14 protein-coding genes are annotated in these 14,415 nt (G+C 68.5%); all 14 read right to left on the reverse strand.

The annotated features are described in order from the left end of the window. Positions 1–25 precede the first annotated feature (25 nt). Positions 26–868: an orotidine-5'-phosphate decarboxylase gene (gene pyrF / locus JQN66_RS08785; RefSeq protein WP_204677415.1), complete on the reverse strand. Its 843-nt coding sequence runs from the start codon at positions 866–868 to the stop codon at positions 26–28. After that, entirely contained in the window at positions 861–4,139 is a 3,279-nt protein-coding gene (gene carB / locus JQN66_RS08790; RefSeq protein ID WP_204677416.1) for a carbamoyl-phosphate synthase large subunit, read from the reverse strand. The genes pyrF and carB overlap by 8 nt, the downstream gene beginning before the upstream one ends. Then, entirely contained in the window at positions 4,139–5,308 is a 1,170-nt protein-coding gene (gene carA, locus JQN66_RS08795) for a glutamine-hydrolyzing carbamoyl-phosphate synthase small subunit (protein WP_204677417.1), read from the reverse strand. The genes carB and carA overlap by 1 nt, the downstream gene beginning before the upstream one ends. Continuing rightward, positions 5,305–5,817 carry a PH-like domain-containing protein gene (locus JQN66_RS08800; protein ID WP_204677418.1) on the reverse strand — a complete coding sequence of 171 codons (513 nt, stop codon included), beginning with the start codon at positions 5,815–5,817 and terminating at the stop codon, positions 5,305–5,307. The genes carA and JQN66_RS08800 overlap by 4 nt, the downstream gene beginning before the upstream one ends. Beyond that, a complete protein-coding gene (locus JQN66_RS08805) occupies positions 5,810–7,114 on the reverse strand; it encodes a dihydroorotase (RefSeq protein ID WP_204677419.1) in 1,305 nt (434 codons plus the stop codon). Before JQN66_RS08805 ends, JQN66_RS08800 begins: the two co-directional genes overlap by 8 nt. A gap of 10 nt (positions 7,115–7,124) precedes the next feature. Then, positions 7,125–8,087, reverse strand: a complete 963-nt coding sequence (locus JQN66_RS08810; RefSeq protein ID WP_188948280.1) for an aspartate carbamoyltransferase catalytic subunit — start codon at positions 8,085–8,087, stop codon at positions 7,125–7,127. Then, positions 8,084–8,653 (reverse strand): bifunctional pyr operon transcriptional regulator/uracil phosphoribosyltransferase PyrR, encoded by a 570-nt coding sequence (gene pyrR / locus JQN66_RS08815; RefSeq protein WP_204677420.1) that lies wholly within the window; start codon positions 8,651–8,653, stop codon positions 8,084–8,086. Before pyrR ends, JQN66_RS08810 begins: the two co-directional genes overlap by 4 nt. A gap of 349 nt (positions 8,654–9,002) precedes the next feature. Then, a complete protein-coding gene (gene nusB / locus JQN66_RS08820) occupies positions 9,003–9,413 on the reverse strand; it encodes a transcription antitermination factor NusB (protein ID WP_204677421.1) in 411 nt (136 codons plus the stop codon). Then, entirely contained in the window at positions 9,413–9,973 is a 561-nt protein-coding gene (gene efp, locus JQN66_RS08825) for an elongation factor P (RefSeq protein WP_188948283.1), read from the reverse strand. Before efp ends, nusB begins: the two co-directional genes overlap by 1 nt. A 147-nt stretch (positions 9,974–10,120) precedes the next feature. After that, a complete protein-coding gene (locus tag JQN66_RS08830; protein ID WP_204677422.1) occupies positions 10,121–10,651 on the reverse strand; it encodes a tetratricopeptide repeat protein in 531 nt (176 codons plus the stop codon). A gap of 2 nt (positions 10,652–10,653) precedes the next feature. After that, positions 10,654–11,745, reverse strand: coding sequence for a 3-dehydroquinate synthase (gene aroB / locus JQN66_RS08835; RefSeq protein WP_204677423.1), 1,092 nt, complete (start codon positions 11,743–11,745; stop codon positions 10,654–10,656). A gap of 79 nt (positions 11,746–11,824) precedes the next feature. After that, the gene (locus JQN66_RS08840; protein WP_204677424.1) at positions 11,825–12,313 is read right to left on the reverse strand and encodes a shikimate kinase; all 489 of its coding nucleotides are present in this window, start codon (positions 12,311–12,313) and stop codon (positions 11,825–11,827) included. 23 nt (positions 12,314–12,336) lie between these two features. Continuing rightward, the gene (aroC, locus tag JQN66_RS08845; protein ID WP_204677425.1) at positions 12,337–13,536 is read right to left on the reverse strand and encodes a chorismate synthase; all 1,200 of its coding nucleotides are present in this window, start codon (positions 13,534–13,536) and stop codon (positions 12,337–12,339) included. Positions 13,537–13,565: 29 nt separating this feature from the next. Then, a complete protein-coding gene (locus JQN66_RS08850) occupies positions 13,566–14,414 on the reverse strand; it encodes a shikimate dehydrogenase family protein (RefSeq protein WP_188948288.1) in 849 nt (282 codons plus the stop codon). Position 14,415: the final 1 nt, after the last annotated feature.

A 14,415-nucleotide genomic window follows, 5' to 3' on the forward strand; every position in this document is an offset into this window, starting at 1 on the left:
GATTGGGTTACTTTTCCAGTTGTTGCTACTTCGCGGCGATCAGTTCGTCGCGAACCCTGCGGGCCTTGTCGCGCAGACCCAGCGCATCCGGTCCGGCCTTGAGGATGTCGCGGCTGCTGGTGCCCAGCACCTGGCGGTAGCTGGAGGCGAAAGCCGTCGCGATATCCTGCGCCGTCGCACCCTGGGCGCCGAGGCCCGGGGTGAGCAGCGGGGCCTTGGAAGCGCTCAGGTCGATCCCCAGTTTCGCCGGGGCGTCGCCGATCGTCGCGCCGACCACCAGGCCGACGTGGCCCATATCTTCGGCAGCAGCATTTTCCTTGCTGACCTGCTCGATGATTGATTTAGCAACCGACTTATCGCCGCCGACATGCTGCACCGAAGCGCCCTCAGGGTTGGAGGTCAAGCCCAGCACGAACACTCCCCTGCCGGTGGCCGCGGCCAGGTCGATGGCCGGGCGCAGCGACTCGTAGCCGAGGTACGGGCTCAGGGTCACGGCGTCGGAGGCCAGCGGCGAGGCATCGTCCAGCCAGGCGGTCGCGTAGGCCGCCATGGTCGAGCCGATGTCGCCGCGCTTGGCGTCGGACAAGGTCAGCAGGTCGGCCGCCTTCGCGGCCTGGAGGGTCTCCTCCAAGGCCGCGAAACCGGCTGAGCCGAAGCGCTCATACAAGGCGACCTGCGGTTTCACGATGGCCGCTACTCCGGCCATCGCCTCCACGACGCGCAGCGAGAACTCGCGCACGCCCTCGGAGCTGTTCGCAAGGCCCCAGGCCTCCAGCAGCGCCGGGTGCGGGTCGATGCCCACGCACAGCGGCCCGCGGGCGTCCATGGCCTGCCGCAGCCGGGTTCCGAAGGACACCGGACTAGGCATTGCGGGCTGCTTCCAGCGCGGCTTCGTGCTCCTGCAGGCTGGTGACGTCCCATGCGTATTCGCGCAGGGCGTCGATGGCCTGGACCGCGGCGCCGAATTCGGCCACGGTGGTGATCACCGGGGTGCCGACCGAGGTGGCGGCCGCACGGATCTCGTAGCCGTCGCCGCGGGCGTCGGAGCCCGACGGGGTGTTCAGGATCAGCCCGATCTCGCCGGCATGGATCTGGTCGACGATGGATTCGCCGCCCTCGTGCAGCTTGCCCACCACCTGGGTCGGGATGCCGTTGCGGCGCAGCACCTCGGCGGTGCCGCCGGTGGAGATGATCTCGAAGCCGCGGTCGGCCAGGTGCTTGACCGGCAACACGATCGAGCGCTTGTCGCGGTTGGTGACCGAGACGAAGACCTTGCCGCTGGTCGGCAGCGGGTTGTTCGCGGCGGCCTGAGACTTGGCGAAGGCGGTGTCGAAGTACTTGTCGATGCCCATGACCTCGCCGGTGGAGCGCATTTCAGGGCCGAGCAGCGAGTCGACGACCTTGCCCTCCGGGGTGCGGAAGCGGGCGAATGGCATGACCGCTTCCTTGACGGCGATCGGGGCCGAGTCCGGCAGGTTCGCGCCGTCGCCCTCGGCCGGCAGGTAGCTGCCGCGCAGCTCGGACAGGGTCCGGCCCACGCCGATCAGCGCCGCGACCTTGGCCAGCTGCACGCCGGTGGCCTTTGAGGTGAACGGCACGGTGCGCGAAGCGCGCGGGTTGGCCTCGATCACGTAGAGGATGTCGGAGGCCAGCGCGAACTGGATGTTGATCAGGCCGCGCACGCCCACGCCCTCGGCGATCGCGCGGGTGGCTTCCTTCACCCGGGCGCGCACGTCCGGGCCCAGGGTGATTGGAGGCAGGGTGCAGGCCGAGTCGCCGGAGTGGATGCCGGCTTCCTCGATATGCTCCATGATGCCGCCCACGTACAGGTCGGTGCCGTCGAACAGGGCGTCGACGTCGATCTCGATCGCGTCTTCCAGGAAGCGGTCCACCAGGACCGGGTGGTCCACGGTGATCTCGGTGGCGTTGGCGATGTAGCGCTCCAGGGAGGCCTCGTCGTAGACGATCTCCATGCCGCGCCCGCCCAGCACGTAGCTCGGGCGCACCAGGACCGGGTAGCCGATCGAGTCGGCGATGGCCTTGGCCTCCGGGAAGGACACGGCGGTGCCGTTCTTCGGGGCGATCAGGCCGGCCGAATCCAGCACGCGCTGGAAGGCGCCGCGGTGCTCAGCCAGGTCGATGGCCTCCGGGGAGGTGCCCAGGATGGTCACGCCGGCGGCCTTCAGCTGCGCGGCGAGCTTCAGCGGGGTCTGCCCGCCCAGCTGCACGAACACGCCCAGCACGCCGCCGGTCTCCTCCTCGGCGTGGATGATCTCCAGCACGTCTTCCAGCGTCAGCGGCTCGAAGTACAGGCGGTCGGAGATGTCGTAGTCTGTGGAGACGGTTTCCGGGTTGCAGTTGACCATGACGGTCTCGTAGCCCTCGGCGCGCAGCGCCATCACCGCGTGGACGCAGGAGTAGTCGAACTCGATGCCCTGGCCGATGCGGTTCGGGCCGGAGCCCAGGATGATCACGGACTTCTTCTCGTGCGCGACCAGCTCGCTCTCCTCGTCGTAGGAGGAGTACATGTACGGGGTGAAGGCCTCGAACTCGGCGGCGCAGGTGTCCACGGTCTTGTAGACCGGGCGCACGCCCAGCGCGTGGCGCACGCCGCGCACCACGGCCTCGGACTTGCCGGAGAGCTTGGCGATCTGCGCGTCGGAGAAGCCGTGGCGCTTGGCCTCGCGCAGCACGTCCTCGCCCAGGTCCTTGTTCGCGGCGATCATCGCGGCGGTTTCGTTGATCAGCGCCAGCTGGTCCAGGTACCACGGGTCGATGCCGGTGGCCTCGAACAGCTCCTCGATGCTCTTGCCCGAGAGCAGCGCGCGCTGCACCAGGGACATGCGCTCGGTGGAGCCCTTCTCGATGTGCTTCATGACCGAGTCCAGCTCGTCGGCGGGGATCGGCTCGAAGGACAGCTCGCTGCCCTTCTGCTCCAGGGAGCGCAGCGCCTTCTGCAGCGCCTCGGTGAAGTTGCGGCCCAGGGCCATGGCCTCGCCGACGGACTTCATGGTGGTGGTGAGGGTGGCGTCGGCGGCCGGGAACTTCTCGAAGGCGAAGCGCGGCACCTTCACGACGACGTAGTCCAGGGCCGGCTCGAAGGAGGCCGGGGTCTTCTGGGTGATGTCGTTCGGGATCTCGTCCAGGGTGTAGCCCAGGGAGAGCTTGGTGGCGATCTTCGCGATGGCGAAGCCGGTGGCCTTGGAGGCCAGCGCGGAGGAGCGTGACACGCGCGGGTTCATCTCGATGACCACGACGCGGCCGGTGTCCGGCTCGATCGCGAACTGGATGTTGCAGCCGCCGGTGTCGACGCCCACCTCGCGGATCACCGCGATGGAGATGTCGCGCAGGTTCTGGTACTCGCGGTCGGTCAGGGTCATGGCCGGGGCCACGGTGATCGAGTCGCCGGTGTGCACGCCAACCGGGTCGAAGTTCTCGATGGAGCACACGACCACGACGTTGTCGTTCTTGTCGCGCATCATTTCCAGCTCGTACTCCTTCCAGCCCAGGATCGACTCCTCCAGGAGCACCTCGGTGGTCGGCGAGTACTGCAGGCCGGCGCCGGCGATGCGGGTCAGGTCCTCGGCGTTGTACGCCATGCCCGAGCCCAGGCCGCCCATGGTGAAGGACGGGCGCACGACGACCGGGTAGTTCAGTTCCTCGACGGCGGCGAAGGCCTCGTCCAGCGTGTGCACGATCACGGACTTGGCGGACTCGGCGCCGCAGCGCTCCACGACGCCCTTGAACTTCTCGCGGTCCTCGCCCAGCTCGATGGCTTCGATGTTCGCGCCGATCAGCTCGACGTTGTACTTTTCCAGGGCGCCGGACTTGTCCAGCGCGATGGCGGTGTTCAGCGCGGTCTGGCCGCCCAGGGTCGGCAGGATCGCGTCCGGGCGCTCCTTGGCGATGATCTTCTCGACGACCTCGGGGGTGATCGGCTCGACGTAGGTGGCGTCGGCGAATTCCGGGTCGGTCATGATGGTGGCCGGGTTGGAATTGACCAGGATGACCCGCAGGCCCTCCTCCTTCAGCACACGCAGCGCCTGGGTGCCGGAGTAGTCGAACTCGGCGGCCTGGCCAATGACGATTGGACCCGAACCGATGACGAGAACTGAGTTGAGATCGGTGCGCTTAGGCATTACTTGCTGTCCTTTTCTGCGGCGGAATCCATCGAGGATACAAAACGGTCAAAGAGGTAGGCGGCGTCGTGCGGGCCGGAAGCTGCCTCTGGGTGGTACTGCACGGAGAACGCCGGGATGTCGAGGCAGGAAAGGCCCTCGACGACCTGGTCGTTCAGGGAGAAGTGGGAAACCTCGACCTTGCCGTAGCGTTCGATCGGCGCGGTGAAGCTGCCTTCGATCGGGGCGTCGACGGCGAAGCCGTGGTTCTGGCTGGTGATTTCCACGCGGCCGGTGGCCTTGTCCATCACCGGCTGGTTGATGCCGCGGTGGCCGAAGCGCAGCTTGTAGGTTTCCAGGCCCAGCGCGCGGCCGAGCATCTGGTTGCCGAAGCAGATGCCGAAGTACGGGATGCCCGCGTCCAGCACCGAGCGCACCAGCTCGACCTGCGCGGCGGCCGCCGCCGGGTCGCCGGGGCCGTTGGAGAAGAACACGCCGGTGGCGCCGGTGGCCTTGATGTCCTCCAGGGTGGCGTTGTACGGCAGCACGTGCACGCGCAGGCCGCGCTCGGCCAGGCGGTGCGGGGTCATCGACTTCATGCCCAGGTCGATGGCTGCCACGGTGTGCTTGGCCTCGCCCTCGTAGCCGTGGTCGGCGGGCTCGACGACGTAGGCGGTGTCCACCGACACCTCGGCGGAGATGTTGCGCCCGGCCATCGACGGCTGCGCGTTGACCTGCGCGATGAGGTCGGCGTCGGACGCGGCGGCGGCGTCGCCGGAGAAGATGCCGGACTTCATGGCGCCGGCTTCGCGCAGGTGGCGGGTCAGCGCACGGGTGTCGACCCCGCGGATGCCGACGATCCCGTTGCCGAGCAGGTCGTCTTCGAGGCTGCGCTGGGAGCGCCAGTTGCTCGGTCGTCGGCTGGCCTCGCGGACCACGTAGCCGGCGGCCCACATGCGCTTGGACTCGTTGTCCTCGTCGTTCACGCCGGTGTTGCCCACGTGCGGGAAGGTCTGGGTGATGATCTGGTGCGCGTAGGACGGATCGGTCAGCGTCTCCTGGTAGCCGGTCATGCCGGTGGTGAACACCGCCTCGCCCAGCGCGGTGCCGATCTTGCCGTAGCTGCGGCCGCGGAAGATGCGGCCATCTTCGAGGACCAGCACTGCGGGTAGGTTGCTCAGGGAATTCACTTGTTTGTCTCCTGCTCGGCTGCGCCGCGGTGGTGCGACGCCAGCAACTGATAAATCTTGGGGGTGTCCTCGGCGAACCGGGGGCGGAAGCCGGTGTCGAAGGCGAAGCCGTCCTTCTCCCAGCTGATCACGATCAGGCCGTTCTTCTCGACGAACTTCCCGATCATGCCCGAGGACCGGCTGGCCTTCTGGAAGGAGCCCCACGGGATGTGGATGTCGCGGGTACCGGGGCGGATCAGGTGCAGCCCCGCGGCGCCGAGCTGCAGCTCCGCATTGCTGCGGACCCCCAGGTCATGGACCGCGATGCGCTCCAGCCAGTCGTCGAACTTGGTGGTGGCCACGTACATTCCGGTGAACTCGTGGGCCACCTCGTCGGCGAAGGGCTCGAAGGGCTCGGGGACGTCCGATTGCCTGGCCTTCAGGTTGCGCCAGCCGATCAGGATCAGCGCGCAGGCGCCGACGATGACCAGGACCGTGACGATCACCGGCACGATGGCTTCCTCAGGCATCGGCAGGCCTCGGGGTGGCCAGCTGGCCGTCGAGCACCGTGGGGTGGCCGTGGAAGAAGGTGGCGCGGACCGATCCGGGCAGCTCCATGCCGGCGAACGGCGAGTTGCGGCCCTTGGTGGCCATCGCGTACGGGTCCACGATCCAGCGCGCGGCCGGATCCACGAGCACCAGGTTGGCCGGCTCGCCGACGGCGATCGGGCGCCCCTGGTCGGCGACGCGGCCGATCTGCGCCGGCGTGGCCGAGGTGATGCGGGCGACGTCTTCCCAGGTCAGCAAACCGGTGTCGACCAGGGTGTGCTGCACGATGGACAGCGCGGTCTCCAGCCCGGTCATGCCCATGGCGGCGGCGCCCCACTCGCATTCCTTGGATTCGGCCGGGTGCGGCGCGTGGTCGGTGCCGATCACGTCGATGGTGCCGTCGGCCACCGCGGCGCGCAGCGCCATCACGTCTTCCTGGCGGCGCAGCGGCGGGTTGACCTTGAAGACCGGGTCGAAGGTGCGCACCTTCTCGTCGGTCAGCAGCAGGTGGTGCGGGGTGACCTCCGCGGTGACCTGGATGCCGCGGGCCTTGGCCCAGCGGATGATCTCCACCGAGCCGGCGGTGGACACGTGGCACACGTGCAGGCGCGCGCCCACATGCTCGGCCAGCAGCACGTCGCGGGCGATGATGGATTCCTCGGCCACGGCCGGCCAGCCCGGCAGGCCCAGCACCGAGGAGACTTCGCCCTCGTTCATCTGGGCGCCCTCGGTCAGCCGCGGCTCCTGGGCGTGCTGGGCGATGACGCCGTCGAAGGCCTTCACGTATTCCAGCGCGCGGCGCATCAGCAGCGGGTCCGAGACGCAGATGCCGTCGTCGGAGAACATCTTCACCTGGGCGCGGGAATCGGCCATGGCGCCGATCTCGCTCAGCTGCTTGCCTTCGAGCCCGACGGTGACCGCGCCCACCGGGCGCACGTCGACCCAGCCGGCCTTGCGGCCCAGTTCGTAGACCTGCTCGACGACGCCGGCGGTGTCCGCCACGGGGGTCGAGTTGGCCATCGCGTGCACCGCGGTGTAGCCGCCGCGCGCCGCGGCGCGGGTGCCGGTTTCCACCGTCTCGGCGTCTTCGCGGCCCGGTTCGCGCAGGTGGGTGTGCGGGTCGACCATGCCCGGCAGCAGCACCAGGCCGCGGCCGTCGACGACCTGCGTGTCCGCGGCCGGCTCGATGGAGCCGAGCTGGGCGATGCGCCCGTCGGCGATGAGCACGTCCTGCGGCTCTGCGCCCAGGATGCGGGCCTGTTGAATGAGGTAGTTCATGGGTTCTTCCTTAGATCAGGTCGCCGGACAGGAGCATGTAGAGGCTGGCCATGCGCACGGCCACCCCGTTGGTGACCTGGTCGAGCACGGTGGAGCGGGGGGAATCGGCGGCGGCGGAGGAGATCTCCAGGCCGCGGTTCATCGGGCCGGGGTGCATGATCAGCGTTTCGGCGCCGGCCGCGTCCAGGGCCGCCAGGCGGGCGTCGTCCAAGCCCCAGTAGCGCGAGTATTCGCGCGGGTTCGGGAAGTAGGCGGCGTTCATCCGCTCGCCCTGCACACGCAGCATCATCAGCGCGTCCACGCCGTCGGCGATGACCTCGTCCAGGTCGTAGCTGATGGCGCAGGGCCAGGCTTCCGCGCCGACCGGCAGCAGGGTCGGCGGGGCGACCATGGTCACCGAGGCGCCCAGCGTGTTCAGCAGCCAGAGGTTCGAGCGGGCGACCCGGCTGTGCAGGATGTCGCCCACGATCGCGACCTTCAGCCCGTCCAGGCCCAGCCCGGTGGCGGAGACGCCGTCGCGCAGCGCCAGCTGGCGGCGCAGGGTGAACGCATCCAGCAGCGCCTGGGTCGGGTGCTCGTGGGTGCCGTCGCCGGCGTTGATGATCGGCAGGTTGATCCAGTCGGTGGCCGCCAGGCGGGCCGGCGCCCCGGAGTCGGGGTGGCGGATGACCACCGCGTCGGCGCCGATGGCCAGCAGCGTCTGGGCGGTGTCCTTCAGCGACTCCCCCTTGGACACCGAGGAGCCCTTGGCGGAGAAGTTGATGACGTCCGCGCTCAGCCGCTTGGCGGCGGCTTCGAAGGAGATGCGGGTGCGGGTGGAATCCTCGAAGAACAGGTTCACCACGGTGCGCCCGCGCAGGGCCGGGAGCTTCTTGACGACCCGGGTGCCGGCTTCGCGCATCTCGCCGGCGATATCGAGGATCTGGACCGCTTCGGCGCGCGTCAGGTCAGCGGTTGACAAAAGGTGTTTCATTCAGCTGCCTCGATCATCACTTCATTGGTTCCGTCGATTTCCGCCAGGTGCACACGCACCTTCTCGCTCTTCGCGGTGGGCAGGTTCTTGCCCACGTGGTCGGCGCGGATGGGCAGTTCGCGGTGCCCGCGGTCCACCAGCACGGCCAGGCGCACGATGCGCGGGCGGCCCCAGTCGGACAGGGCGTCCAGGGCGGCGCGGATGGTCCGGCCGGAGTAGAGCACGTCGTCCACCAGCACGACGACCTTGCCGTCGATGCCGCCTGCGGGCAGCTTCGTGGGCTCGGGGGTGCGGGTCGTGGAATGACGCAGGTCGTCGCGGTACAGGGTGATGTCGAGCTGTCCGACCAGGGATGCCGGATCGATGGGGCTGTCGGCGGAAGCCGCAATGCGGGCCGCCAGGCGCTGGGCCAGCGGGAAGCCGCGGCGCGGGATGCCGAGGAGAACGAGGTCCTCGATGCCTTTGTTGGCCTCGATGATCTCGAAGGCCACGCGGGTCAGTACACGTTCGATGTCGTCCCCGGTGAGAACCGTTCGGGCACCGGACGACGCTGAATTTTCATTCATGCTGTGCACCTCTCCCTTCTCCGCCTCACGGGACGGTCTTAAAGGAATATTGCTACTTCAAATTATCACGGGTGAAGACCGATTCTCGAGCGCAAGGGTATGCACGGGGGTGAATGCACAGTGAATTGCGCCACGACGGCCGATTTCGGCGGCCCCCGGCCTCGCGCAATCCCGGGCTCCAGGCCGCATTCCGCGCGCTGGCAAGGGCAAGTGTCGCATTCGCCACACGACCGCCGGCCCCAGCGGGCGGCGCCGCGCGGCGCGGCCCGAGGTGGAAGGCGGCGCAAAAAAGCCGCAGCCCGAACCCCCGGGAAAGGGGTTCGGGCTGCGGCGTGAAAAACAGCGGGGCCTAGTCGATCAGGGTGTCCTTGACGCTCTGGATGCGGCCCAGGACGCCGTTGACGAATTCGGGAGACTCGTCGGTGGACAGCTCGCGCACGTTGATGACGGCCTCGGACACGGCGACCGCGTCGGGCACGTCGTCGTTGTACAGCAGCTCCCAGACGCCGATGCGCAGGGCCGCGCGGTCAACCGCCGGCATGCGCTCGATGGTCCAGTCCTTGACGTAGCTCTCCAGGACCTCGTCGATCCGGTCCAGGTGGGCCATGACGCCCTCGATCAGGGTCATCGAGTACTCGTTCAGGCTGATGTCGGAGTTCTCGCGACGTGCGATCGCCACGCCTACCGGGTCGACGTCGCGGGCTTCCGCCTCGAAGAGGAATTCCAGGGCCCGTCGACGGGCTTTGGCACGGGCTCGCACTAGTTGACACGACCCAGGTAGTCGCCGGTGCGGGTGTCGACCTTGACCTTGGTGTTCTGCTCGACGAACAGCGGCACCTGGATCTCCTTGCCGGTTTCCAGGGTGGCTGGCTTGGTGCCGGCCGAGGAGCGGTCGCCCTGCAGGCCCGGCTCGGTGTAGGTGATTTCCAGGACCACGGAGGCCGGCAGTTCCAGGTACAGCGGGTTGCCGTCGTACATCGCGATGGTCAGTTCCTGGTTTTCCAGCATGAAGCCTGCGGCGTCGCCCACGGTGGCGCCGGCCACGGTGATCTGGTCGTAGTCCTCCAGGTTCATGAACACGAAGTCTTCGCCGTCCTGGTAGAGGTACTGGTAGTCGCGGCGGTCGACGGTGGCCAGCTCGATCTTGGTGCCGGCGTTGTAGGTCTTGTCCAGCACCTTGCCCGAGACGACGTTGCGCATCTTGGTGCGCACGAACGCGCCGCCCTTGCCCGGCTTGACGTGCTGGAAGTCGATGATGGTCCAGAGCTGGCCGTCGATCTTAATGACCTGGCCGTTTTTGATGTCGGTTGTATCCGCCACGGTTCCTCAATCCTCTATTTTCGCCTGCGCAGGGCCGGCATTATCAAAAATCCATCTACCAGTTTACCCCATGCGCGGCGTGCTGGCTTGTGCTTGGGCAGTGGTGCGCGTTACGCGCGAGCGGCCGGGCCCGTGGGGGCCCGGCGGCTACGCGGCGTCGCGCTCCTCGGCGATCTGCAGGCAGATGCTCGAGGCGTTGATCAGGTAGGCGTCGTCGTCCATCGCCATGCGCTGTTCCATGGCCATGCGGAAACGGGTCGCCGCGGCCTTGTAGTCGCCCTTCGCGAAGAAGCTGAAACCCAGGTGCTGGTGCATCAGCGGCTCGTAGAGCGTGCCGGCGAACTCCTCGGCGAGCTTGCGCAGGCGGTTGATCGCGCGGTCGAAATTGCCCTGCATGCGGGTCAGCTCGGTATCCAGCACGCGCAGGTGGGCGTTCATCGGGTCCAGCAGGCGCGATTCGGCGATCAGCTCGCCGGCCGCGGCGAGCTCGCCGCGGGCCAGCAGGATGACGACCCGGTCGGTCGGCGAACCAATCTGCATCTGCCGCTGCGCGGCCTCTTCGTCGGCGATGTACGGCTTGAGGGTTTCGGGGTCGATCAGCACGCCGTCGATCGAGGTGCCGACGCCCGCGCGGTTCACCGATGCGACGTCGATGGCGTATGCGGTGTAGTCGCCCATGGTTATTCCCCGATTTCCTGGTAGGCCGCGAAGAGCAGCGAGTTGTCCGGCACCTCGTAGATGCGCGGGCGGCCGATGTCTTCGAGCACCACGAAACGCAGCTGGCTGCCGCGAGCCTTCTTGTCGCGCTTCATGCCGTCCAGCAGCGCCGCCCAGCGGTCGTTGCGGTAGCTGGTCGGAAGCCCCAGGGAACGCAGGATGCTCAGGTGGCGGTCGGCGACGGCGTCGGAGGTGTAGCCGACCGAACGGCCCAGCTCGGCGGCGAAGCACAGACCGATGGAGACCGCCGCGCCGTGGCGCATCTGGTAGCGCTCGGCCAGCTCGATGGCGTGGGCCAGGGTGTGGCCGTAGTTCAGGAACTCGCGGTCCCCCGATTCCTTCAGGTCGCGGGAGACGACGTCGGCCTTGACGGCGATGGTGCGCTCGATCAGCTCGCGCAGGCGGGGGCTGGAGGGGTCGATCGCGTCCTCGGGGTCCTCTTCGATGAGTTCCAGGATGCGCTCGTCGGCGATGAAGCCGGTCTTCACGACCTCGGCCATGCCGGTGACCAGTTCGTTCTTCGGCAGGGTCGCCAGCGCGTCCAGGTCGGCCAGCACGGCGGCCGGCGGGTGGAAGGCGCCGACCAGGTTCTTGCCCTCGGCGGTGTTGATGCCGGTCTTGCCGCCCACGGCGGCGTCGACCATGGCCAGCAGCGAGGTCGGGATGTGGATGACCTTCACGCCGCGCAGCCAGGTGGCGGCCACGAAGCCCGCCACGTCGGTGACGGCGCCGCCGCCCACCGAGACGATGGCGTCCGAGCGGGTGAAGTCGTTCTTGCCCAGGACCTCCCAGCAGAAGGAGGCGACCTGGATGTGCTTGCCCTCTTCGGCGTCCGGGATCTCCGCGGTCAGCGCTTCGAGGCCCGCGGTCGCCAGGTCGTCACGCACCACGTCGCCGGTGGCCCGGAGCGCGCGGGGGTGGATGACCAAGACCTTCTTGACTGCGGGCCCGAGCAGCTCGGGCAGCTGGCCCAGCAAGCCGGTGCCGACCAGGACCGGGTAGGATTCCGCCGGGGTGGCGCCGGTGACCTGCAGTGTGGTTGGTGCTAATGGCATCAGTTTAAAACCTCCTGATGGTGCTGATTTTTCAAGCGTAGCCCTGCACGGGGGCAGATATGCCATCTCGTGGCACTAATCACAGATGCCCAAGTCGGGCCGTGATCTCTTCGACAATTTGTAGAACTGGTTTGTCGTCGACCAATACACGCACGTCAGCAATTGATTCGTAAATGCCCTTGCGGGCGGCCAGCAGCGTCGTCCAGGCACTGAGGGCCTCGTCACCGGCCAAAAGCGGGCGGGTGGAGTCGCCCTTGATGCGCGCGGCGGCGCCGGCGGCGGTCATCTCCAGGTAGACCACGGTGCCGCGGGCCAGGACCTGGCGGTTCGCCTCGCGCAGCACCGCTCCTCCCCCGGTGGCGATGACACCCTCGGGCACGCCGGCCAGGGTTTCCTCCTCCAGGTCGCGGAAGCGCTGTTCGCCGTGGGCGGCGAAAATGGAGGCGATGGAGCCGTGCGCGGCGACGATGAGCTCGTCGGTGTCGATGAAGGGCAGTGACAGCGCGGCGGCCAGCGACTTGCCCACGGTGGACTTGCCGCTGGCCATCGGGCCAATGAGGTAGATCATTCGGATGCTGTTTCCCCGGGTGCCTAGACGCCGGTGGATTCCAGGCTGTCCGGGATGCTGGCCAGGTAGGAGTCGATGTTGCGCTTGGTTTCGGCGACCGAATCGCCGCCGAACTTCTCCAGCAGCGACTGGGCCAGCACCAGGGCGACCATGGCCTCGGCGACGACGCCGGCGGCCGGCACGGCGCAGACGTCCGAACGCTGGTGGTGCGCGGTGGTGTCCTCGCCGGTGGCGGTGTCCACGGTGCGCAGGGCGCGCGGAACGGTGGCGATCGGCTTCATGGCCGCGCGCACGCGCAGCACCTCGCCGATGCTCATGCCGCCCTCAATGCCGCCGGCGCGGTTCGAGGCGCGGGCGATCGTGCCGCCCTCGGCGCGCACGATCTCGTCGTGGGCCGCGGAGCCGCGCCGGGCGGCGGTGGCAAAGCCGTCGCCGACCTCGACGCCCTTGATGGCCTGGATGCCCATCAGGGCTCCGGCCAGGCGCGCGTCCAGGCGGCGGTCCCAGTGCACGTAGGAGCCCAGGCCCGGTGGCAGGTTGTAGGCCAGCACCTCGACGACGCCGCCGAGGGTCTCCCCGGCCTTGTGCGCGTCGTCCACCTCGGCCACCATGGCGGCGGAAGTCGCCGCATCGAAGCAGCGCAGCGGATCGGCATCCAGGGCCGCGACGTCCGCGGCGGTAGGCACGGCGGCGTCCTGCGGGGAGGCCACGGCGCCGACGGCGGTGGTGTGCGAGACCAGCTCGATGCCCAGGTCGGACAGGAAGCGGGAGGCGACCGCGCCCAGCGCGACGCGGGCGGCGGTCTCGCGGGCGCTGGCGCGCTCGAGCACCGGGCGGGCGTCGTCGAACCCGTACTTCTGCATGCCGGTGAAGTCGGCGTGGCCCGGGCGTGGACGGGTCAGCGGCGCGTTGCGGGCCATCGAGGCCAGCTCGTCCAGGTCCACCTCGTCGGCGCTCATGACCTTTTCCCACTTGGGCCATTCGGTGTTGCCGATCTCGATCGCGATCGGTCCGCCCTGGGTCTTCCCGTGGCGCACGCCGCCGAGGAAGGTGACCTGGTCCTTTTCAAACTTCATCCGGGCGCCGCGGCCGTAGCCAAGGCGCCGGCGCGCGAGGGCATCGCGCACTGCTTCACTGTCCACCGAGACTCCGGCGGGCAGACCTTCAAGAATTCCTACAAGGGCGGGGCCATGAGATTCGCCCGCGGTCAACCAACGCAACATGTCCTCCATTTTGCCATGACCTGCACGCATTAACCGTGTCGATGAAGCCCCACGGAGTCATACATCGCATTTGTGACGCTTTCGCGGGTTTTTTCATCAAAATCCATCCGGCTGAAGGCGCGGGCCTGTTCCACCGCCTGGTGCACCAGCATGTGCAGCCCGGAGATGATCGTTCCGGTCCAGGCGGAGGCCAGCGCGGAGGGCCACGGATCGTAGGCGACATCCAGCAGGATCCCGGCGCCGGTTCCCAGGGCGGGGATCCAGCTGTCGGCGGCCCGCGGGGGCAGCGTGCTGAAGACCAGTTCGTCGCGCGCGACGGCGTCGCCGGCGCAGGAGGCGATCTCGATCACCTGGGGGTCGATGTCCAGGCTGCGCGCCAGGGCCGTCGCCCGGCCGGCGCGGGAGGCATCGCGCACGATCAGCTTCAGGCGCCGCGCGCCGAGCTCCGCGCAGGCCTCGATGGCCGCCAGCGCGGTGTTGCCCGAGCCGAGGATGGTCGGGTGCGCGCACTGCGTGAGGCCGAAATCGGCCAGCGAGAGCACCAGCCCGTCGACGTCGGTGTTCTGGCCGAACAGCGAGCCGTCCTCGCGCACCACGATGGTGTTCAGCGCGCCCAGCCGGGCGACGCGGTCCGAAAGCTCATCCATGTAGGGAACGAACACGTCCTTCAGCGGCATGGTCACCGAGCAGCCGGCCCATCCCCCGGCGCGCACGCGGTCGATATGCGCCGCGGCCTGCGCGGGATCGAGCTCGATCGCCTCGTAGCGCACGGGCGCGCCCAGCAGCGCGTAGGCCGCCCGGTGCAGCACCGGCGATTTGGAGTGGCTGATGGGTTTGCCCAGGACCGCTGCCTGCAGCGGCTGTGGGATCTGCGCCATG

The sequence above is a fragment of the Glutamicibacter protophormiae genome, from assembly GCF_016894325.1.
Taxonomy (GTDB): domain Bacteria; phylum Actinomycetota; class Actinomycetes; order Actinomycetales; family Micrococcaceae; genus Glutamicibacter; species Glutamicibacter protophormiae.